Origin of the sequence: Streptomyces sp. NBC_00690 (assembly GCF_036226685.1) — a bacterium.
GTDB lineage: Bacteria > Actinomycetota > Actinomycetes > Streptomycetales > Streptomycetaceae > Streptomyces.
Map to the genome: position 1 here is coordinate 8731139 of NZ_CP109009.1, position 19538 is coordinate 8750676.

Annotated in this window: 20 protein-coding genes and 1 pseudogene; 13 read left to right on the plus strand and 8 right to left on the minus strand. The window is 67.0% G+C overall.

What is annotated here, in order from left to right; translation table 11 throughout:
• Positions 1-54: 54 nt before the first annotated feature.
• The 8 genes from OID54_RS37055 to OID54_RS37090 all read left to right on the plus strand — a co-directional run bounded on the left by OID54_RS37055 (position 55) and on the right by OID54_RS37090 (position 8289).
• Entirely contained in the window at positions 55-447 is a 393-nt protein-coding gene (locus tag OID54_RS37055; RefSeq protein WP_329027006.1) for a hypothetical protein, read from the plus strand.
• A gap of 179 nt (positions 448-626) precedes the next feature.
• Positions 627-1151, plus strand: a complete 525-nt coding sequence (locus OID54_RS37060) for a DUF6584 family protein (protein ID WP_329027008.1) — start codon at positions 627-629, stop codon at positions 1149-1151.
• A gap of 147 nt (positions 1152-1298) precedes the next feature.
• Complete coding sequence (locus tag OID54_RS37065; protein WP_329027010.1) at positions 1299-1964, plus strand: TetR/AcrR family transcriptional regulator; 666 nt, start codon at positions 1299-1301, stop codon at positions 1962-1964.
• A 54-nt stretch (positions 1965-2018) separates the two neighbouring features.
• A complete protein-coding gene (locus tag OID54_RS37070; RefSeq protein ID WP_329027012.1) occupies positions 2019-3905 on the plus strand; it encodes a S9 family peptidase in 1887 nt (628 codons plus the stop codon).
• Between the two features lie 314 nt (positions 3906-4219).
• Positions 4220-4729 carry a SigE family RNA polymerase sigma factor gene (locus tag OID54_RS37075; protein WP_329027013.1) on the plus strand — a complete coding sequence of 170 codons (510 nt, stop codon included), beginning with the start codon at positions 4220-4222 and terminating at the stop codon, positions 4727-4729.
• 45 nt (positions 4730-4774) lie between these two features.
• Positions 4775-6037: a hypothetical protein gene (locus OID54_RS37080; protein ID WP_329027015.1), complete on the plus strand. Its 1263-nt coding sequence runs from the start codon at positions 4775-4777 to the stop codon at positions 6035-6037.
• A 160-nt stretch (positions 6038-6197) separates the two neighbouring features.
• On the plus strand, positions 6198-7253 hold the full coding sequence (locus OID54_RS37085; protein ID WP_329027017.1) for a hypothetical protein: 1056 nt from the start codon (positions 6198-6200) through the stop codon (positions 7251-7253).
• 478 nt (positions 7254-7731) lie between these two features.
• Positions 7732-8289 (plus strand): dihydrofolate reductase family protein, encoded by a 558-nt coding sequence (locus tag OID54_RS37090; RefSeq protein WP_329027018.1) that lies wholly within the window; start codon positions 7732-7734, stop codon positions 8287-8289.
• 177 nt (positions 8290-8466) lie between these two features.
• Here OID54_RS37090 and OID54_RS37095 read toward each other — a convergent pair whose 3' ends face one another.
• Entirely contained in the window at positions 8467-8934 is a 468-nt protein-coding gene (locus OID54_RS37095) for a MarR family winged helix-turn-helix transcriptional regulator (RefSeq protein WP_329027021.1), read from the minus strand.
• Between the two features lie 86 nt (positions 8935-9020).
• On the opposite strand from OID54_RS37095, the gene OID54_RS37100 reads away from it, so the two are divergent.
• The 3 genes from OID54_RS37100 (at position 9021) to OID54_RS37110 (ending at position 10750) form a co-directional block, all read left to right on the plus strand.
• On the plus strand, positions 9021-9482 hold the full coding sequence (locus tag OID54_RS37100; protein WP_329027023.1) for an ester cyclase: 462 nt from the start codon (positions 9021-9023) through the stop codon (positions 9480-9482).
• 303 nt (positions 9483-9785) lie between these two features.
• Positions 9786-10373 (plus strand): TetR/AcrR family transcriptional regulator, encoded by a 588-nt coding sequence (locus OID54_RS37105; protein WP_329027025.1) that lies wholly within the window; start codon positions 9786-9788, stop codon positions 10371-10373.
• Positions 10370-10750: a hypothetical protein gene (locus tag OID54_RS37110; RefSeq protein ID WP_329027026.1), complete on the plus strand. Its 381-nt coding sequence runs from the start codon at positions 10370-10372 to the stop codon at positions 10748-10750. Before OID54_RS37105 ends, OID54_RS37110 begins: the two co-directional genes overlap by 4 nt.
• Before the next feature lie 234 nt (positions 10751-10984).
• Here OID54_RS37110 and OID54_RS37115 read toward each other — a convergent pair whose 3' ends face one another.
• The 4 genes from OID54_RS37115 to OID54_RS37130 all read right to left on the minus strand — a co-directional run bounded on the left by OID54_RS37115 (position 10985) and on the right by OID54_RS37130 (position 15761).
• Positions 10985-12280 (minus strand): erythromycin esterase family protein, encoded by a 1296-nt coding sequence (locus tag OID54_RS37115; protein ID WP_329027028.1) that lies wholly within the window; start codon positions 12278-12280, stop codon positions 10985-10987.
• Positions 12281-12550: 270 nt separating this feature from the next.
• Positions 12551-13648 (minus strand): MerR family transcriptional regulator, encoded by a 1098-nt coding sequence (locus tag OID54_RS37120; protein WP_329028009.1) that lies wholly within the window; start codon positions 13646-13648, stop codon positions 12551-12553.
• Positions 13649-14097: 449 nt separating this feature from the next.
• Positions 14098-14283 carry a hypothetical protein gene (locus OID54_RS37125; protein ID WP_329027030.1) on the minus strand — a complete coding sequence of 62 codons (186 nt, stop codon included), beginning with the start codon at positions 14281-14283 and terminating at the stop codon, positions 14098-14100.
• A gap of 563 nt (positions 14284-14846) precedes the next feature.
• Positions 14847-15761: a transposase family protein gene (locus OID54_RS37130; RefSeq protein WP_329027195.1), complete on the minus strand. Its 915-nt coding sequence runs from the start codon at positions 15759-15761 to the stop codon at positions 14847-14849.
• 95 nt (positions 15762-15856) lie between these two features.
• Here OID54_RS37130 and OID54_RS37135 point away from each other — a divergent pair.
• Positions 15857-15942, plus strand: a pseudogene (locus OID54_RS37135) (IS5/IS1182 family transposase); the annotation flags it as partial.
• 315 nt (positions 15943-16257) lie between these two features.
• Here OID54_RS37135 and OID54_RS37140 read toward each other — a convergent pair.
• Genes OID54_RS37140 through OID54_RS37150 form a run of 3 tightly spaced genes read right to left on the minus strand, consistent with a single transcriptional unit; the run spans position 16258 to position 18165 of the window.
• Positions 16258-16671 carry an arsenate reductase ArsC gene (locus OID54_RS37140; RefSeq protein WP_443055742.1) on the minus strand — a complete coding sequence of 138 codons (414 nt, stop codon included), beginning with the start codon at positions 16669-16671 and terminating at the stop codon, positions 16258-16260.
• Positions 16664-17779, minus strand: a complete 1116-nt coding sequence (gene arsB, locus OID54_RS37145) for an ACR3 family arsenite efflux transporter (protein ID WP_329027032.1) — start codon at positions 17777-17779, stop codon at positions 16664-16666. The genes OID54_RS37140 and arsB overlap by 8 nt, the downstream gene beginning before the upstream one ends.
• Entirely contained in the window at positions 17776-18165 is a 390-nt protein-coding gene (locus tag OID54_RS37150) for an ArsR/SmtB family transcription factor (RefSeq protein WP_329027034.1), read from the minus strand. Before OID54_RS37150 ends, arsB begins: the two co-directional genes overlap by 4 nt.
• A 104-nt stretch (positions 18166-18269) precedes the next feature.
• Here OID54_RS37150 and arsM point away from each other — a divergent pair, with 104 nt between their 5' ends.
• Complete coding sequence (gene arsM / locus OID54_RS37155; protein WP_329027036.1) at positions 18270-19166, plus strand: arsenite methyltransferase; 897 nt, start codon at positions 18270-18272, stop codon at positions 19164-19166.
• The last annotated feature ends 372 nt before the right edge of the window (positions 19167-19538 follow it).

Sequence of the window (19538 nt, forward strand, 5' to 3'; positions counted from 1 at the left end):
GCTCGACTCTCCGCCAGTGGCCGCATTGTCACACCCCCGTCCTACGCTTCTGTCATGAGCGTCTCTCTCTACTACAGCGCGCACCGCGCGACACCTCTGACCGAAACCGAGTCGGCCTCTGTCGCACGCGCCGTTGCCGCGCACAGGGCGTCCTTTCCCTACGAGGACGAGGAAAGCCTGTACCTGTACGACCAAGATGCGGACGAGCCCGAGAGCATCATCAACGGGTCCACCAAGATGCCGTTCAATCCGGGGCGTCTGATGCCTGTGATCGCTCATGTGCTCGATGCCGTGACGGAGCTGCGCCGGGCCATACCGGGTGCCGAGTGGCGCGTACACATGGATGATCTCGACGTTGCGTGGGACGAGGTGGAGGGATACTCCCTGCCGGGGATGCGCGACGCGGATCTGATTGCGGAGCTTGAGGCTGCCCATGAAGGGTACTGAGCAGCGTTTCGAGTCTGAGGGAAGACTGCGGGCCGGCTTGCCACGTACATAGGAACAGCGGCGCCTCGTCGGTTCCGGCGAGGCGTTCTGGGCAACTCCGTTGCCATTCCTGCTACTTCTTGCGGTTGGCCGCCCAGGCCCGGCCCCGAACACACCTGAGTGTGGAGGATCATGCATGCATGGCACTCATGGACACGCTCGCTCGTGTGGAAGCGGACCTTGCCGCCTGCCGGGTCCCGATGGCGAGACAGCGTTTGCGCGGCCTGGTGGGCTCATTCCCGCAGGACTTGACACTTCGGCGGCGATTGGGCGAGGTGTACCGCCTGTACGGCGAACCGGCGGAGGCGGGGCGCTGGTCGTATCTCGAAGAGGATCGGGACCCGCTGGAGACCGCAGCATTTGAGAAGAGGTACTCCACTCCGCTGGCGCGGATGCGGGCGTTGTCCTGGCGTGCGCCCGAGTCCCTTGCGAGCACCGCATTCGCGGCCCGACAGTTGGCGGCTCTACGAGAGGCCGGCTCGACCCAGGTCGGACGAACGGTCGCGTGGACCGAGATCCCCCTGGACCGCGAAGACACCCTGGAGGCCACTGAGAACTCGGCGGCCGCTTGGCTGGGCGGCTTGGGCATGGTCCTGATGGTCGTGGGGTTCTTCGCCATCTGGGTGATCGGCTTTATCGCGTTCGTTCGTTGGGTCTGGGCGTAGCGCACGAGAGCGGCGGCCCACGCTCCAGCCGGTGTCGCCCGGTCGACGCCCTCAGCGCCTGCGGAGAACCTTCTCCATTGCGCGATGATGTCACTTAGTGACACAATGTCTCTTGGTGACGTTCGCTGGAGCGTGGTGAGAGGTGTGATGACGGCCGAAGGAAGCAAGGGCGGAGGCATGAGCGAGCAGCGGCGTGCCCGGTTGCGGCTTGAGATCTCCCGGGAGGCGGCTCGCCTGTTCTGGGAACAGGGCGTGGCCGGGACGAGCGGTGATCAGATCGCAGAGGCCGTGGGACTGTCCACGCGTACCATCTGGCGACACTTTCGCAGCAAGGAGAGCTGCGCGGAGCCGATCGTCATGCAGGGCGTCGTCACCTTGCTGGGAGTGCTGCGCGACTGGCCGCAGGAGAGCTCCCTCGAAGAGCACCTGACCGAGGAGCTGACGAAACTCAGGCTCGGCCACAAAGTGCCGCCCGTCGATCCGGCCGACGAGATGCTCGCCATGAAGATGATTCGGCTGGCCGACACCGAGCCGGCGATCCGCACGGCGTGGTTGATGGCCTGCGACCACACGGAACACGAGCTGGGCATGATCATTGCCGCCCGGCTCAGACGGCCGGCCACGGACCTGGACGTGCGATTGCATGCCGCCACGGCGGCGTCCGTGTTGCGAGTGCTCGACGAGCACTTGGGTGCGGCCATTCTCGCCGGCGACGATCTTGGCGAGTTCATGGATGTCCCAGCTGCCGCTCGGCGCTACGCCCATGCGATCCGCGCCGCCACCGGCGGAGCCGTCGGCGACCCCACTGACTGAGGGCGGCATTGCCCCTGCCGGCCGGTCGGCGATCACTACAGTAAGGAGTACCCCATGCCTGCCCGCTCCCATGACATCCCACAGCTCGATGTCGAGGAACTGTTCAGCTCGCCCGCCCGCATCGGCGCCTCGATCTCGCCGGACGGTACCCGGATCGCCTACCTCGCACCGTGGCGGGACCGGCTCAACGTCTGGGTGCAGAGCCTCGATCCCGATGCCCAAGCGCGGTGCGTGACCGCGGACGGTAACCGCAGTGTGCTCACCTACCACTGGACTGCGAATCCACGCTGGCTTCTGTACGAGCAGGACGGAGACGGCAACGAGCAGTGGCACATCTACCGGGTCGACCTGGACGACCCGGACGCGGACGCAGTCGATCTCACGCCCTTTCCCGGTGCCACGGCCATCGGTTTCGAGACGATGGTCACCCGGCCGGGCAAGGCATTCCTCCACCTGAACCACCGCAACCCCGTCGAGTTCGACCTCTACGAACTCGACGTCAGCACCGGTGAGCTGACGATGCTCGCGCAGAACCCCGGCCATGTCGCCGGTTGGCTGTACACGCCCGATGGCGCCCTGTACGCCCTGACCGCGACAGACGACGACGACATCGAACTGGCGCAGTGGGACCGCGAGGCAGGGAAGCTGCGTACAGTCACCACGTTCGACGGCACCGACTACCCACTGTTCGTCCATCCGTTCGCGCTCACCCCGGACGGCACCGGCGTCTGGCTGGGCTCCAACCGCAACAGCGACCGGACCCGACTGGTCCGGCTCGATCTTGCCACCGGTGAGGAGATCGGCGTCGACAGCCATCCGGTCTTCGACCTCGACACGCGATGCGCCGTCTTCCCCACGCTGCCGTCGCCCCTCATCCGCAATGAGCACACCGGAGCGCTGCTCGGGGCGCGCTACCTCGGTGAGCGCCAGGTGATCCACCCTCTGGACCCGCACTTCGCCGCGGTCCTGAAGAATCTGGAGAAACTGTCCGACGGCGATCTGGCTGCCGTCTCCTGCGACGCGCGGGGGCGACACTGGGTCGCCGCGTTCAACCACGACCGCGACCCCCATGCGACCTACCACTACGACCACATCACCGGCCGGAGTCGGCTGCTCCACCGGCCCTATCCGCATCTGGCCCCCGAGGTCCTGGCCCCGATGAGCCCGGCTACCATCCCGGCGCGCGACGGTCTGCGCCTGCCCGCCTATCTGACCCTGCCCGTCGGGGTCGAGCCCACCGGGCTGCCAACCGTCCTACTGGTTCACGGCGGTCCGTGGATGCGCGACAGTTGGGGTTTCCACCCCGCCGTGCAACTGCTGGCCAACCGGGGTTACGCGGTACTCCAGGTCAACTTCCGCGGCTCGATGGGCTACGGCAAGGCGTTCCTCAAGGCGGGCATCGGGGAACTCGCCCGCAAGATGCACGACGACCTCATTGACGCCGTTGACTGGGCCGTCGGCGAAGGCTATTCGGACCGAGACCGAGTAGCCGTCTTCGGCGCGTCCTACGGTGGCTACGCCGCGCTGGTCGGCGTGTCCTTCACCCCCGACGTCTTCGCCGCCGCGATCGATGTGTGCGGCCCGTCGAACCTGGTGACCTATTTGGGGTCCTTGCCCGATTTTGTTAAGCCACAACTAGCCAACAACTGGACTCTCTACGCCGGAGACCCGGACGACCCGGAACAGGCGGCGGACCTGCTGGCGCGCTCACCCATCAGCAGGGTGGACCAGATCCGCACCCCGCTGATGGTGGCCCAGGGCGCCAATGACATCCGCGTCGTGAAGGCCGAGTCCGACCGAATTGTTGACGCCCTGCGCGCACGAGGCGTCGACGTTGAGTACATGGTGAAGGACAACGAAGGCCACGGCTTCCTCAACCCGGACAACAACATCGACCTGTTCCGCGCGGCTGATCGCTTCCTCGCTCGACACCTGGCCTGAGCCGTCCCGAGCGCGAACACCTGCAACAACCACAGCGCTGCCACTGACGGCCACGTGCCGGTCCGAGACGGTCATGCACGAAAAGGCTTCATCCAAGGCGTCTCCGTTCCCGGGGGCGCGGCCAGCTTCGCCCCATGGCTGCCACCACAGCCTTTGGCCATGGTCGAGTACGGCATCCCCGCAGGCCCGCACCGCGCCCGTCGCATCGATGAAAAATTCTGCAGGCGGGCTGAAACATTCTTCTTCGGTCACCGCGTCGATGAAGAGAACAGGGACGAGAGCCCTGGTCGACTACGGCGAATGAACGGGGAAGGATGAGACAGTGCCGGGCGGACGAGTTTTTGGCATTCACAGAGGGTCGGGTCGGCCACATGTTTCGCTCCGCGTGCCTGCTCACGGGTGGCGATACGCATCTCGCAGAAGACCTCGTGCAGGAAACGCTGGGCAGGATGTACGCGAAGTGGGCGCGGGTCTCGGCGGCTGACAATCCGGCTGCCTATGCGCAGACGATGCTGGTACGTACGTACCTCACCTACAGACGACGTAGGTCCGCCGGCGAGTGCCCGGTTGATGAAGTCCCCGACAACGCCCTGACCCCGCGTGAGGATCTCACGCTGCGTGTCACCCTGCTGGCCGCGCTCAGAATGCTCGCACCGAAGGACAGGGCCGTGCTGGTGCTCCGGTACTGGGATGACCGCAGCGTTGAGGAGACCGCTCACGCCATGAACGTCAGCTCCGCAGCTGTACGCACCAGATCGACGCGGGCACTCGCGAGGCTGCGTGACCAACTCGGCGGCAGCATCGTCGACTTCACCTCCGTGTGAACTCCCCCGCAGCCGTTCCATGATCCAGAAGTGGTGGTTTTCCCCATGTCTTTCGAAGACGAGATGAGTGATGCGTTCCGCCGCACCGGCGAGGAGTTCCGCCTGAGAAACGCGGGAACCCTGGTGGAGGGAGGGTTGACCCGCGGACACCGGCGGGTCGCTCGCCGGCGGGTCGCTGTGACCGCCGGTGTACTTGCTGTGGCTCTGACGACCGGTGGGGGGCTGTACGTCGGCTCGAAGGAGCGGCGGACGGACACGGCGGCGAAGCCCTTCAAGGTCAGTGCTCCACAGATCGAGAACATCCTCGACAACGCTATCCAACGAATGGGGCTCGCGGTCGACGACCGGAGGCTCTCCGGCCGTGGCAGCTCCACCGCGCTCACCCCCGCCAGGGCTTCCGTCAACTACGACGACGGCTGGGGCCGTGCGTCCACCGTGCTCACAGTGCGCCGTGTCGATGCCACGGACCCGAGTCTCACCGATCTGATCACCTGCCCACCGGAGGGTTCCTCACCGTATGAGGAGTGCACGACCAGACCCGGTGACCGGGTCGTGAAGGGGTACACGGATGCTGGCAGGGCGGGCGGTGTCAAGAAGTGGGTGGTCACCATGGTCTCGACGAAGGGCTATCTGATCGAGATCGCCACCAACAATGTGAAGGCGTCGCCGGGCGACCGGAAGGGCGAGGCACCCCAGAACCGCAATCCACGGCTCGGTGCACAGAAACTGCGACTCATGGCCGCGTTCGTGGAGTCGTCGTTCACCCGTGAGGGCGCACCCAACAAATTCGGGACCACGTTGTACGGCTCCGAGAGCAAATCGGGAGACTTCGTGGCCATGATCAAGTACCTGCTCCCCAAGCGCTTCCAGGTGGTCTCCCAGGGCGACGGGGACGCCTCAGGCCACGTCGTCGTGAAGGAAGGGAACAGCCCCGAGCGTACGTATATCGAGGCGACCCGTACCGCTGCCGTCCTGGAGGGGCAGGTGAGGAATCTGCCGCACGGGGTCAAGGTGGGCACACAGGAACTGCCCGGCAGGGAGCCTGGCGTGGTCCAATTGCGGGCCGACGCCCAGTGGCCCGACTACATGTCGATCTCGGTCTCCGCCTACAACGCCACTTCGCCCAAGTCCGGCAAGGCGGCTGCCGAGCCGATGATCACCTTGGACGAGCTGACGAACATCGCCGCGGACGGTGTCTGGCACGTGGCCCGGTCCGTGATGACCCCCGCGTCAAAAACAGATCCTGGTGCCGCACCGAAGACGCGTGGTCGGTTTTACCAGTTTCACTCCTGGGCGCCGACCCCATAGCGGGTACCACGGCACCCATGTGTTCATGACTGGGGCCTCGCCGTCCCTCCACCACACAGGCCCGGCCACCGCAGACTCTCGAAGCCCGACAGGCCGTATCGGATGCCCCTACTATGTGGCGGTCCGATCACCATGACGTGTCGGTATGTCGGGAGAGCATATGGAGTCTGCCTCAGGCGAGGTCACCTTACATGCGGAGGGCATGTGCGAGGACGGGTTCGGCGGGTGGGCGGCGGTCCTGGTCCACAACTCCCGCCAGCGCACGATCGTCGGCATGGATACAGGTGTGACGCCCGGTCAGATGGCGTTGAAGGCGGTCGTCGAAGGGCTTGAGGCTCTGACCCGACCCTGTCGGGTGCGGATCTGCGTGGAGGACGAGACCCTGCGTGAGCACCGCGCCATGCGCACTCTTCCCGATGAGCCCGATCTACGGCGACGACTGCGTCCGCTGCTCGCCCAGCACCATGTCATATGGGACGAAGGGGATGACGAGTCCGAACGGTGGGACGAGGCGGTGTGCGAGTTGGCCGCGGAACTGGCCCACCACCAGGTCCGCGGCGCCTCGCTCACCGGGCCGGCGGAGGACGGCGTGGAAGCCACACTGGCCGCCGTGCTGTCGTCCTATCTTGTCGAGCAGTGGGATGACATGGATGCGTTCAAGGAGGCCGACGCCGCCATCGGGACGCTGCGCTTCAGTATCGGTTGGTACGGCGACAAGCCGTCCGCCGAGATGGCGCCCGCCGAGATCGTCGAGCATCTGTCCACCTTCTTCCACACGACGCTGCCCCATAAGCAGCATGCGTCGCCGCACGAGATCCGTACTGCCGGCAAGGTGGTATCCGACCTGCTGGAATGGCTCGTTGTGAAAGGCCACCTCGACGCTGGCGCAGCCCGGAGCGCCGTCGAGGACATCGACACCGGCGTGGATGAGCTGGCACCCATCGCAGCGTTCGTCAGCGCGTTCGAGAGTGACGATCTCGTGCCCTGGCCGGAGAACTCCCTGATCGAAGAACATGTCGACTGCGAGTATCTGACGATCGACGAAGTGAGCACGAGATCGATCACCCTCCACGGCGACGATGGCAGGGTGGTGGGCCCGGTCACGGTACGACCCGGTATCGCCGTTCAAGCGCAGACCGGTTGGCGGATCTTGTTGTCCGCGGTGAAGGTGCGGGGTCGCTGGGGGCTCGTGCAGGTGGTCAGCGGCGACCCGTGAGTGGCGCCACCGGGTAGGCATCAGTCGCCCTCACCCATCGCACAGTGCGGTGAGTGCTCGTCACGCACCGCCGAACGATCCAGCCAGCAGTTCATCTTGCGTCTTCGTGCTGTCTGCGGCCATTTCTCTCTCGTCGGATCGGGGTCCACCTGGCCTCATTGAGCATGCCTCCAACTTCGGCATCGACATGAAGAACACCGCCCGCGCCCCGGGACCAGGGACTTCACCCCCGATACCGAAGGGGTGATCGGTGGAGCAGACCTACGGACGGCCTCTCAGCCGGTGCAGACTCGCTTCGCAAGGGAGCGGCCGGGCCGGAGCTGTGTGGGCAACCCGCTGGCGGGGCGTGCTCTAACCGGCGTCTGCCCGCGGTGGCCGGAACCGATCGGCCAGTCTTCGATGAGTTCCGGGTCGTGGGGCGGTCCATAACTTAGAGGACCGCCGGCCGGCGGACATACAACGTTCCTGAAGGAGTCTCATGGCCAAGCTCATCTACTCGATGGTCACCTCGCTCGACGGCTACGCCGAGGCGTTGGAGGGCGACCTGGGCACCGGGGCCGATGACCAAGAGGTCCATACCTTCATCAACGATCTCTTCCGTCCCGTCGGCACTTATCTCTATGGCCGACGGATGTACGAGACGATGGTCTACTGGGAGACCGCGCACACCGAGCCCGACCAACCGCCGCACATCCTGCAGTACGCCCTCGACTGGCAGACCGCGGAGAAGGTCGTGTACTCCACCACACTTGAGTCGGTGTCCAGTGCGAAGACCCGGATCGAGCGCACCTTCGACCCGGACGCCGTGCGCAAGCTCAAGGCCGAGGCCGAACACGACCTCACCGTCGACGGCCCGAACCTCGCGGCCCAGGCGATCGCGGCCGGTCTGGTGGACGAGTACCACCTCTTCATCACGACGAGCGTGGTCGGCGGCGGCAAGCGGTTCTTCCCCGACGGCGTGCGCCTCGATCTCGAACTGGTTGAGGAGCGTTCCTTCGACAGCGGACTGATCTATGCGCGCTACCGGACCCGCTGATCCGCGCCGGTGTCACCTGCCGAGCGGCCGAGCTGTGCCTGGGGCGAAGCTGGATTCGGCCATCCACACTCCTGAACCGGTCCCACGGGTACGGATGGCACCAGGCCGGCGCTTTCCGTAGCCGCGACCGCGTTCTGCACAGCGAGGTCACCGCGGCCCCCGGTGCCGCTCGTCGGGTCAACCGCCGGACATGAGTGTGGTCTGTTCGCTGCCGACCTCGGTGATGCGTTCCAGGTACCGCTCGACCACCGTGAGTTCCTCGTCGGTGAAGTCGTTCAGGGCCTGGTCGAAGGCACGGGCGGGAGTCGCCCAAGCAGCCTCGATGTCCGGCGAACGGTGAATGGTGAGGGAGACGAGCGTTCTGCGCCGGTCGCGCGAGTCGGATGTGCGCTCCACCAGGCCGGCCCGCTCAAGCCGGTCCACCAGGCGGGTGGCGGATCCGGAGGTCAGGCCGGTCAACTTCGCGATTTCACCGGTGGTTCGCGGCCTGGTCTCCAGCCTGAGAAGGCTCACGCATTGCAGATCGGTCGGGTGTAGGCCCAGTTGCTCGGCCATGGCCTGATTGAACAACGTGTAGACGGCGTGGTGCCGCCGAGCTGCCGCAGTGACCCCTGCGAGGGCTTCCGTGCGGGTTCGGTCTGACATGAATCAACCCTTGCGAGAATCATTATCTGCGTCGCGCAGATACTGTCTGATGCAGATGATTCCTACCACGACATACGGAGAGCTTCATGTCCACCGACCACTCCGAGCAACTGAGTTCCCTCTACGGCCGCTGGAGCGAGATGTGGCGCGGCGACTTCAGTCACGCCCGAGCCATCCTCGCTCCCGACTTCCTCGTCCACCAGGCGCGCCCCGACGGCAGCGATTCCGAGGCAATCACCGGCCCGGCGCGCATACTGCCCGAGATTGAGCAGACCATGGCCGCCTTCGGTGACATCACCATCACGGTCGACCTTGGTCCGATCGTCGACGGCGACCTGATTGCCGCCCGCTGGACCATGCGCGCTGCCTACACCGGCGGTATCCCACACGCCACCGCGCCCATCGGAACGAGGATCGCCTTCAGCGGCCACGACATCCTGCGCGTAGCCGATGGCAAGTTCGTCGAGTACTGGACCTGCACGGACATACTGGATGGTCTCGCTCAACTCGGAGCTGTCGCCGGCCCCAACGGCCCCGCTCGGCACTGATCATCACCAGGGCTATGGACCTGCAGTCCGTCCCCCTTCTGTGCTGTATCGGAGTGTGCGTGAGGCTTTCACCCCTCGTGGCGGCGGTACTCCAGGTGGTGGGGCCGTCGTGTCCGGTGCTCTCGTTCGTCTTGCGTTCTCGGAAGGTCTTGTGTGCACTGCGTGAGTGGGGGTGTGTTCGGGGTTCTATCCGAACGCGGTGAGTTCCGGGGCCGGTTGTTGTGTAGCCCGGGGGCTTGGCTCTGGGTCTGAGGGCCGGCCCGCTCTTGTTTACCTTACGGGACGACCCGTAAGGTAAATGCTATGAGCTCCTCTCTGCCCTCCAGGGGGCGTCCCAGGGACCCGCGATCGCATGAGGCGATCATCGGCGCGACAACAGAGCTGGTGGTCGAGGTCGGCTACGCCGCGACATCGATCGGAGCGGTGGCCGCGCGGGCCGGCGTCGGCAAGGACACGATCTACCGGCGGTGGTCGGGCAAACCTGAGTTGGTCTTCGAGGCCGCCTTCACGACCACCGACGATGCTCCACCCCCCGACACCGGAACGCTGGCCGGGGATCTGACCGTGCTGCTGCAGGGCCTGGTCGACGAATTTCGTGCGCCTGCCGCCGCGGCGGCACTCCCGGGGCTGCTCGCCGACTTCGCCGCCGATCCGGAACTGAAGGCACGCATCCGCGGCGACTTCCTGGCCCCGTCGAAGCAGCGGCTGTTGTCGGTCTTCGAACGCGCAGTGCTGCGCGGGGAGATCGCGGCCGAAACCCCAGTGGACCTGATCCTGGACACACTGGCGGGAGCCGTGTTCTTCCACGTAGGGCTGGTCGGGGAGCACCCTGACCAGCATCTGGCTGCGCTGCTGGCCGCTGTTGTGGCCAAGGGAATCGAGGTCCGATGAACGGCTGGCTTCTCGCGGCCGGCATCACCGCGCTCGGCGTGGCCGCGGTGCACACCGTCGGCGGGCACCGGGACGTGGTGCGCCCGCTGCTGTCCTGCAAGCTCGCGGACGAACCCAGGCGTGTCCTGCATGCGGTGTGGCACATGGTGAGCGTCGACTTGGTGCTCTCCGGACTGGCCCTGCTCCACCTCTCCCTGACGGACGGTACGCCGGGTGCAAGCCTGGTGGCGTGGTTCGTGGCCGCGCACTTCATCGCGTACGCGGCAGCCTTCCTGGTCATCACCCTGTCCGTCGGCTGGCCCAGACCCCTGCTCCGCCTGCCCCAGTGGATTCTGCTCCTGCCGGTCGCGGCGCTGGCAGCGGCGGGGGCCGCGTGACCTTGCCCACCGACCCCGCCCCCACTCGGTGGGAAAGAGCCGACCGTGCGCACGCCGCGTACCGGGTGACGACCCCGTTCGTGACCGTCTCTGAGCTCTGCGCCCAGCTCGCTTGACGACCACGGGTCGGCAACGCCGGCCGGCTGGCCATCATGCCGTCGGTCTTCGCGCCACCGCTGGCAAAGGATGAACCGCTGGTGAGTACGTTCTCCCAGGGCTCCACCTGCCGAGGGGTCACGGTTGCCTCTTCACCGGAGGCTTCACCTTGCGGAAGGGGCGGGCCGGAGTCACCTGCCGCAGATGGACGAGTACGTCGAACCACTCGGCCAGAGAACCGCCCGTCATGTGGTGATCGGTGTCGCGTCGCGGGTCGTGGCCTGGTCCGACAAGCCTGGAATGGGTGGTCCGGGCGAGCCAATCGGCAACCTGCTGCGGCGTGTCCGTGCGGAGGTTCAGCAGGTAGTCGCCCAGGGCCTCGTCGTCCAGCACTGACTCCACCAAGGGTGGTACGGGTCGGGGCACCCGGTAGGCCGGGGCGCCGGTGTAGGTGGCCAGTTCCCCCGCACCGAAGGTGAGACCGATCGACAGGTACCGGGCGCCCAGGTGTTCTCGCAGATAGCTCCCCGCGTTTCGGGACGGAGTGGCGGCCGGGTCCGGCGGAAAGCTGACGACCCTGGTGCGCGCATGGGCGGTGTGGGAGCTGGACGACCAGAACAGCACCTTGTGGCCGGTGTGCTGCTGCCACCACAGGACGTTCTCGGCGAACAACCGCTCGTAGGCCGTCATGTTGTGCGGGTCCAATGGATCGTCATCGTGGTCGTGCAGCTCGTAGTACTGGACAATCAGCCGTGCGTTCTGGAGCGCCCACGCATGTCCGGCGCGGCCCGGCGCTCCCGCCACCAGGTCGTGTGCCGCCTGCGCGCGGTCGCGGCAGGACCGCCTGTCGGACAGGGCTCGGAATCGGCTTGTGTGCGCGGACACCTCGCCTTCGGGCCGAAGGCCGGCGTAGCAGCGCTCCAGTTCGTCCATCAGCCCGGGTTGAGCCGTGCGCACATAGCGAGCCACCGTGTCGTATGCCAGTACCCCCGTCTCATGAGGGCTGACCCCGATCAAGCGGACCGGATCACTTGGGTGAGTCTCATTGAAGGCACGCATCCACTGGACGAGGGCGAGGATCTCCTCAGTGCGGGAGAACGGCTCGGCGGCCTCCAGCAGTGCCACGGGGTCCCCGGTGCCGGTGCGGACATGGGCGTCGAGCCGGGCGACGAGCGTCCAGTCCTGGTCGAGTGCGACAGCGCGGAAGCCTGCCTCCCCGACCAGCAGTCGGGCAACGCGCGTCTGGAGAGCGAAAAGCTGGTGTGCACCACGCGTCCCGGCACCGTAGCCCACCACAACCGTCCGCTCGCGGAGCATGCCGAGCAGCGGTCGCAGGTCGTCCAGTGGCTCCGATGCGTCCACGGTGGTCAGCGGGTGTGCCGTCTCCCTGATCCAGTTCTGAACCGCCGCACGCTGTTCCGATGAGGTCGTCATGGCGTCACCTTCGGACATCAACCTCGGTTGAGGTCAAGCCCGTCCGAGCGGGCCGGTGGGCCGAACGAGGCCCGGCGGGTGAGCACCGCGCGACAGGGTGCCGGGGTGACCACGACACCATCCGGTACATCACCTGCCGCAGCTCTCCACGATCTCCCGTCTTGTCCGCCAAGGCCGTGCCACCGGATCCGTACACACGCCGTAGCAGCGTGAACTAGTGCTGACGCCAGCTGCCCAAGAGCCGCCAGAACACTGACACTGCGACGTGGTTCAGGCTACGAGCAGGCGGAGGCCGAGATCTGCCGTGTCGCGGTCGGCGAGGTCGCTGTTGAGTTCGGCCCACCGGCCGGAGTCGAGGTCGTCGCTGAGGCTTCGCACCGCCCGCTGCTCGGCCTCCGGCCCGACCCTCGTCCACACCGACATCGCACGGCGGACGTGGTCCTCCAGATAGGCTCCCGGTCGGCGCCAGTACGCCTCGAACAGCCCGTCAGCGCAGTCCCACGGGATGGGCACCGGCTCAGCCCTGGCGCCGATCGCGTCGGTCATCCCCGCGAGTGAGGGAAATTCTGCGAGGACGCCGGCGAACTCGGGCAGGTAGTCGCGGGTAAGCCAGAACCGGTCCTGCCATCCGGGCTCGTCGGTGTCGAATGTCAGCACCACCACGCGGCGGGCCACGCGGCGCATCTCGCGCAGCCCCGCTATCGGGTCCCCCCAATGGTGAACGGTGGAGACGGCCATGGCGACGTCGAAGGAGTGGTCTTCGAACGGCAGGCTCTCCGCAGCGGCGGCGAGGCACGGTGCCGAGCCGGGAGGGCGCTGCCCCCGCATGACCGCTGATGGCTCTACCGCGGTCACATCGCGATCAGCAGGCTCGTAGGAGCCGGTGCCGGCCCCGACGTTCAGCACCGTCTGGGCGTCGCCGAGCGCGTCCCAGATCTGCGTGGCGATCCGCGGCTCGGTACGCCGTGTCGCACGGTAAGCGCTGCCGATCGCGTCGTACAGCCGTGCGCCGAGCATCCCCAGTTGTTCCTCCGGTGTCACCATCAGTCCCTTCGCCCGTGTCTTAAGTTCCCTGTCGATGGCCGCCACCATGGCGTCAGCGCGATCACGCCGCTCCCGCAGCAGGCCGCGCAGTCGGCGTAGGTGCGCGACCGCGTCGGTGGACGAGTCGTCGACCAGTTCTGCAACTTCCCGTAGCCCGAAGCCCAACCGCCGATAGGCCAGCACCTCCCGCAGCCGCTCCACATCGACTGCCGAGTAGGCCCGGTATCCGGCCCCGGTCCGCGCTGAAGGACGTACGAGCCCGATCTCGTCATAGTGATGCAGTGTGCGGACGCTCACCCCGGCCAGCTCGGCCACGCGTCCCACTGTCCAGTGATCCTCCACGGCACCGACTATGCAGCCTGACGCCACGTGAGGGTCAAGGGCCGCACTCGCGGCAGCACGAACGGAACGCGGAGCAACCGGCCGAGACGACTTCTGCAAGCCGGAGCGATGACCCGCTCGGAGAAGCCTCCATCCGCCAGGACACCTGTCGCACACCGGACACCGGACTGTTCATGCCACCGACCAGGAAGAACATGGTGCCGCCGGCGTTCACGCGATCCCCAAGCCCGAGAGAAGGGCAGTGGGGCGGCAGACACCGTCGCGCAACGGCCACCCATCTCCGGACTCAGGGGCCTTCAGGGCTGAGGATCGTTCCAGACTGAACGCCCACACGACGTGCAGGACGAGCGGCCTCTTCGCTCCACCAACAGGTGGCGGCCCGGAGGAACCTGGTTTGCTCGCCACGGTGGCCTGCGCATCCGGACCGCTGTTCAAGGGCGCTTCTTCTCCTCGGTGCGCTTGGCGCGTTCGTGCGGGGCGAGGAACGCCGACAGCGCGGCGCGTGCGGCAGGCCATTCCGCGGTGAACTCGGTTCGGTCCGGGTCGCGCAGCGCACGCATCCGCAGGCCGTCGATGATCAGGTGCAGCAGGAGGAGCACCGCGTCGGGATCGTCCACATGGGACGACTACGCGGACCGCCTCCCCACTCAGTCCACGGCTTGGGACCGCCGCGGCTGGACCTGGTTCCGCTCGTCCCTCGTCGCCTGGAAGCCGAGCGGAGTGGGAGTCGACGCCTGACATTCCGGTAGGACTTCGCAGACCGGTACGTCGGTTCCACCGGGCGGCCGGCTCGTAGCGGGTTGCGGGATGGTTGGGGGCTGTCCCAGAAGGCCGCCCCCAATCTGCGACAACGCGGCAGACAGGGACGGTGACGGGCGACTGCCTGATCTGTCGGCACCAGGTGGACCACGACTCATCGCACGGCGTCGACCTCGGCGCATGGCGCAGGTGCGGGAGTGGGGGCGGCAGGCTTCCAGGAGCCGACGAACCCTTCTCTCGGCCGGACTCCGCTGCCTGGCTGTGCCGTTGGTCTGCGCGCGCCGCCCGTGGGACCGGACCCGGTCCGGACGGCCCGACAGGGCGACGGTTTCGTGACGAGAGACCGCGTACTCAGACCGTGTTCTAACGAGCTGGTGCGTGATTGCGTTTGAGACGTGGATGCCTGACCGGGGGGTTTTTGTCAGTCGGTGGTGTTGCGGTCGGAGACGAGGCCGGCGATGGCCCGGTAGGTGGCGGGCAGATTCTCCCGGCGGTGGGTCCAGCGGACCAATTGCTTCCAGCGTTTGTGATCGGCGAGGGCGTGTTCGACGGTGATGCGCTTCGAGGAGTGCCGGTGCCGGGCTCGTAGGCGGGCTTCGAGGACCTCGGGAGGGCTGATCTTGTTTCCCTTCCTCGGCGGCGTCACCGCTTGGCCGGGATGGTCGCGGCGGAGTCCGAGGTAGCCGTCGTCCAGAAGGACTTCAACGTCGGAGAAGCGCTGGAAACAGGTACCGATGCCCTCGTTGCGTGCAGCGGTCGCGTCATGCATCCGCCCTGGTCGCAGGGCGTCGGTCCAGAGCGTGCGGCCCTCATGGTCGGCGACGACGGTGGCCTTCATCGTGTTCTGCTTCTTCTTCCCCGAGACGAAGGCACGGCGTCCGCCGCGGCCGGCCGGGGGCCGACGGACCTGGACTTCGGTGGCGTCCAGCCGCAGCTCGATGCCTTCGGCCTGGGCGTATGCGAACACATCCGCCAAGGTCCGCAGCCGCAGGCCGGGCCGGTCCGGGACCGCACATCCCCGCTCGGCCAGCAGCCCTCGCATCTCGCCGATCGCACGGGTGATGGTGGAGCGATCGACGCCGAACAGCAGCCCCAACGCCGCATGCGGCAAATCGTGCCGCAGATGAATCAGCGTGGCCACGAGCCGGTCGACGAACACCAGCCGATGCCGGACACCGGCTCCTGCTTCACGTCGCCTGGCCCCGCCGCGGGCTCTGTGACGACGCCCCTCGACCACCGCCTGCCAAGGGTCGGCCAACTCCTCAATCAGGTAAGCGAGATGCCCCCGAGAGACACCTGTGAACACCTGATGCGCGAGAACCGTCCGACTGACCATGATCGCCACATCCGGATCATGCCACCCACCAGCAAGAACACCTCACGCGCAATCACGCACCAGCTCGTAAGTGGTGAGGCGTCCTGGTCCTCGGCATGGGGCGGGGTACGTGGAGTTGGATCCGGACGGGTTGTGGGAGATCGCGGAGCCGCTGGTCCCACCGTCGAGGGTGCGGCCTCGTCATCAGTGGCGCCGGTCCATCCTGGGAACGATGATGCCAGGAATCCGCGAGTACACCCCTGCCAACCGCGGACAGTGCATCAACCACACCGACGGCGGCCACGCCTCCTACCTGCAACTCCCCGTCAAGACCGCGTGATCCGACCGGCCCACCTGCAGGCAGGGCGGACTTGTAGGCCCCGGCCGCGCCAACGAACCCGAACCCGCCCTATCCAAAGATCACTGACTTTCCCAATGGCAAGCGACAACCCGCTCGGTGCACTCAGGGTTCGTGTCGCTTGCCGCGCTCACGTCAGTAGTTCTGCCACGCGAAGTGTCAGTGGAGCAGGAGTTCGGAGAGCAGGTCGTGGACGCGCTGCTCGATCTCGTCACGGATCGGTCGGACCGCTTCGACGCCCTGTCCGGCGGGATCGTCGAGCTTCCAGTCGAGGTAGCGCTTGCCGGGGAAGATGGGGCAGGTGTCGCCGCAACCCATCGTGATCACCACGTCGGACGCTTGTACGGCTTCCATCGTCAGGATCTTCGGGGTCTCGGTGGACATATCGATGCCGACCTCGGCCATCGCTTCGACGGCGGCGGGGTTCACGGCGTCGGCCGGCGCCGATCCGGCGGAGCGGACCTCGACCCGGCCTTGGGAGAGGTGGGTGAGGAAGGCACCGGCCATTTGCGAGCGGCCCGCGTTGTGGACGCACACGAACAGCACCGACGGCTTGGGCTGGAGGTCAGACACGGGCGGGGCTTTCCGGGGAGAGGGCGGGGGCGGTCGCCGCTTTGGGCTGGGGGAAGTAGCGGCGGACAGCGAGGGCGACGTAGACGAGGCCGATGAGGACGGGGACCTCGATGAGGGGGCCTACGACTCCGGCGAGGGCCTGGCCGGAGGTGGCGCCGAACGTGGCGATGGCGACCGCGATGGCGAGTTCGAAATTGTTGCCCGCCGCGGTGAAGGCGAGCGTCGTCGCCTTCGCGTAGTCGAGGCCGACCGCGCGGCCGGCGGCCAGGGACCCGGCCCACATGATCGCGAAGTACACGAGTAGGGGCAGCGCGATCCGGGCGACGTCCAGGGGCTTGGAGGTGATGGCGTCGCCCTGGAGGGCGAAGAGCACCACGATGGTGAACAGCAGCCCATATAGGGCGAACGGGCCGAGCCGCGGGATCAGCTTCGTCTCGTACCAGGTGCGGCCCTTGGCCCTCTCTCCCAGGCGGCGGGTGAGGAACCCGGCCAGCAGCGGGATGCCGAGGAAGACGAGGACGGAGCGGGCGATCTCCCACACCGACACGTCCAGCGCGGTCTGTTCCAGACCGAGCCAGCCGGGCAGCACGTTCAGGTAGAACCAGCCGAGTCCGGCGAACGCGATCACCTGGAACACCGAGTTGAGGGCGACGAGAACGGCGGCGGCCTCGCGGTCGCCGCAGGCGAGGTCGTTCCAGATGATGACCATGGCGATGCAGCGGGCCAGGCCGACGATGATCAGGCCAGTGCGGTACTCGGGCAGGTCCGGCAGAAAGATCCACGCCAGGGCGAACATCAGGGCCGGGCCGACGATCCAGTTCAGGACCAGGGACGAGATGAGCAGGCGGCGGTCGCGGGTGACGGCGTCGAGACGGTCGTAGCGGACCTTGGCGAGGACCGGATACATCATCACGAGCAGGCCGAGCGCGATCGGCAGCGAGACGCCGGTGACGGTGACCTTCGCGAGCGCGTCGCCCAGGCCGGGCATAAGCCGTCCCAGCCCGAGGCCGGCGGCCATCGCGGCCAGAATCCACACAGCGAGGTAGCGGTCCAGGAAGGACAGGCGGCCCGCGATAGGGCCGGTCGCCGGGGCGGCCGTCTCGTTCACGAAATGCCCTCCAGGGTCTCGGCCGGGACGGCGGGGCGGGTCAGGACGGCCGCGAGGCGGTCGGTCATCGCTGGCAGCAGCCGGTAGTACACCCACGTCCCGCGGCGTTCGGAGTCGATCAGCCCGGCCTGCTTGAGCAGCTTCAGGTGGTGGGAGATCGTCGGCTGGGAGAGCTCGAACGCGGGAGTGAGGTCGCACACGCAGGTCTCCCCGCCGTCCCCTGAGGCGATCATCGACAGCAGCCGCAGCCGTACCGGGTCCCCGAGCGCCTTGAACACCTGTGCCAGATCGGCCGCTGACTGTGCATCCAGGGGTGCGGTCAGCAGGGTCGGGCAGCAGCCGTCGGGGCTGTCCTGTCCGCGGAGCGCGAGTTCTTGTTTCGACATACTTCTATGTTGACATTTTTCGATCCAAGTCGCAAGGTTGAATCGAAGAATGTGAATGTCAGCAGGTCCGGGCCGAGTGAGGCCCCGTCATCAAGGAGCCAGTCATGACCGAGCAGTCCAACAACCTGCGCGAGACCGTCCGCCAACGGTACGCCGCCGCCGCGGTCCAGGTCACCGAAGGCGGCACCACGTGCTGCGGGCCGGCCGCGATCGAGATCGACGACAACTTCGGCTCCGGCCTCTACACCGGCGCCGAGCGCGACGAACTGCCCGCCGAGGCCGTCGCCGCCTCCCTTGGTTGCGGCAACCCCACCGCCGTCGCCGACCTGCACGAGGGCGACCGCGTCCTGGACCTCGGCTCCGGCGGCGGTATCGACGTCCTGCTCTCCGCCCGCCGCGTCGGCCCGATGGGGAAGGCGTACGGCCTGGACATGACGGAGGAGATGCTTGCTCTGGCCCTCGCGAACCAGAAGAAGGCCCGGGCGACCAACGTCGAGTTCCTCAAGGGCACCATCGAGGCCATCCCCCTCCCCGCCGCGACGATCGACGTGGTGATCTCCAACTGTGTGATCAACCTGTCGACCGACAAGCAGGCGGTCTTCGCCGAGATGCATCGCGTCCTCGTCCCCGGCGGTCGGATCGGCGTCTCAGATGTCGTCGCCGACGACACCCTCACCCCCGCCCAGCGGGCCGAGCGCGGCGACTACGTCGGATGCATCGCGGGCGCCCTGTCTTTCACCGAATACCGTGCGGGGCTCGAAGCGGCCGGCTTCACCGGCGTCGAAGTCACTCCGACTCACGCGGTCGCGGACGGGATGCACTCCGCCATCGTCCGAGCCGTCAAGCCTCAGGACACCGCCGTCATCGCGGCGGATGACGCGACTGCGTCGGCCGAGTGCTGCGGTGTCACCGCCTGCTGCACCCCCGCCGAGCAGTCCACCGACTCCACGGCCACTCCTGCCGAGGTGAAGTCCGCGGCGGGCTGTGGCTGCGGAAGCTGACCGGGGCCGGCCGGTGTATTGATCACTTGAGAGCCCGCTGTGGCGACCCTTCGATGATGCGCATGCCGGCAGCTCCCTGGTGGTCGATCGGCGGCCAAGTGCCCGCCTTGCTCGGGGGCTTTATCTAAGGGGAGCAGCTTTGCGCAAGGCTCTCTGATTTCGGGTGGTCTTTTGCGTTAGCGTGATGTGTGCGGGGTACGGGTCTCGCTGATACGGCGTAACCGGCGTCCCCAGGGGATTGGCCGCACCCCAGGCGGAGGGTCAGCGCAGGGCACCCGGTCGTCATACCCGCGGCTCGGCAGACGGGATGATGAGTAACATTCCATGTCTGTGTTGTATCGGCGAAGGTTCCTGGAATTGAGGCTTGCGTGG

Excerpts from the sequence above, each read along its gene's own strand:
- OID54_RS37130 (WP_329027195.1), bottom strand. The coding sequence starts at position 15,761 with ATGGTCAGTCGGACGGTTCTCGCGCATCAGGTGTTCACAGGTGTCTCT.
- arsM (WP_329027036.1), top strand. The coding sequence starts at position 18,270 with ATGACCGAGCAGTCCAACAACCTGCGCGAGACCGTCCGCCAACGGTAC.
- OID54_RS37070 (WP_329027012.1), top strand. The coding sequence starts at position 2,019 with ATGCCTGCCCGCTCCCATGACATCCCACAGCTCGATGTCGAGGAACTG.
- OID54_RS37115 (WP_329027028.1), bottom strand. The coding sequence starts at position 12,280 with ATGACGACCTCATCGGAACAGCGTGCGGCGGTTCAGAACTGGATCAGG.
- OID54_RS37080 (WP_329027015.1), top strand. The coding sequence starts at position 4,775 with ATGTCTTTCGAAGACGAGATGAGTGATGCGTTCCGCCGCACCGGCGAG.
- OID54_RS37075 (WP_329027013.1), top strand. The coding sequence starts at position 4,220 with ATGAGACAGTGCCGGGCGGACGAGTTTTTGGCATTCACAGAGGGTCGG.
- OID54_RS37110 (WP_329027026.1), top strand. The coding sequence starts at position 10,370 with ATGAACGGCTGGCTTCTCGCGGCCGGCATCACCGCGCTCGGCGTGGCC.
- OID54_RS37100 (WP_329027023.1), top strand. The coding sequence starts at position 9,021 with ATGTCCACCGACCACTCCGAGCAACTGAGTTCCCTCTACGGCCGCTGG.
- OID54_RS37085 (WP_329027017.1), top strand. The coding sequence starts at position 6,198 with ATGGAGTCTGCCTCAGGCGAGGTCACCTTACATGCGGAGGGCATGTGC.
- OID54_RS37055 (WP_329027006.1), top strand. The coding sequence starts at position 55 with ATGAGCGTCTCTCTCTACTACAGCGCGCACCGCGCGACACCTCTGACC.
- OID54_RS37105 (WP_329027025.1), top strand. The coding sequence starts at position 9,786 with ATGAGCTCCTCTCTGCCCTCCAGGGGGCGTCCCAGGGACCCGCGATCG.
- OID54_RS37090 (WP_329027018.1), top strand. The coding sequence starts at position 7,732 with ATGGCCAAGCTCATCTACTCGATGGTCACCTCGCTCGACGGCTACGCC.
- OID54_RS37150 (WP_329027034.1), bottom strand. The coding sequence starts at position 18,165 with ATGTCGAAACAAGAACTCGCGCTCCGCGGACAGGACAGCCCCGACGGC.
- OID54_RS37060 (WP_329027008.1), top strand. The coding sequence starts at position 627 with ATGGCACTCATGGACACGCTCGCTCGTGTGGAAGCGGACCTTGCCGCC.
- OID54_RS37065 (WP_329027010.1), top strand. The coding sequence starts at position 1,299 with ATGACGGCCGAAGGAAGCAAGGGCGGAGGCATGAGCGAGCAGCGGCGT.
- OID54_RS37095 (WP_329027021.1), bottom strand. The coding sequence starts at position 8,934 with ATGTCAGACCGAACCCGCACGGAAGCCCTCGCAGGGGTCACTGCGGCA.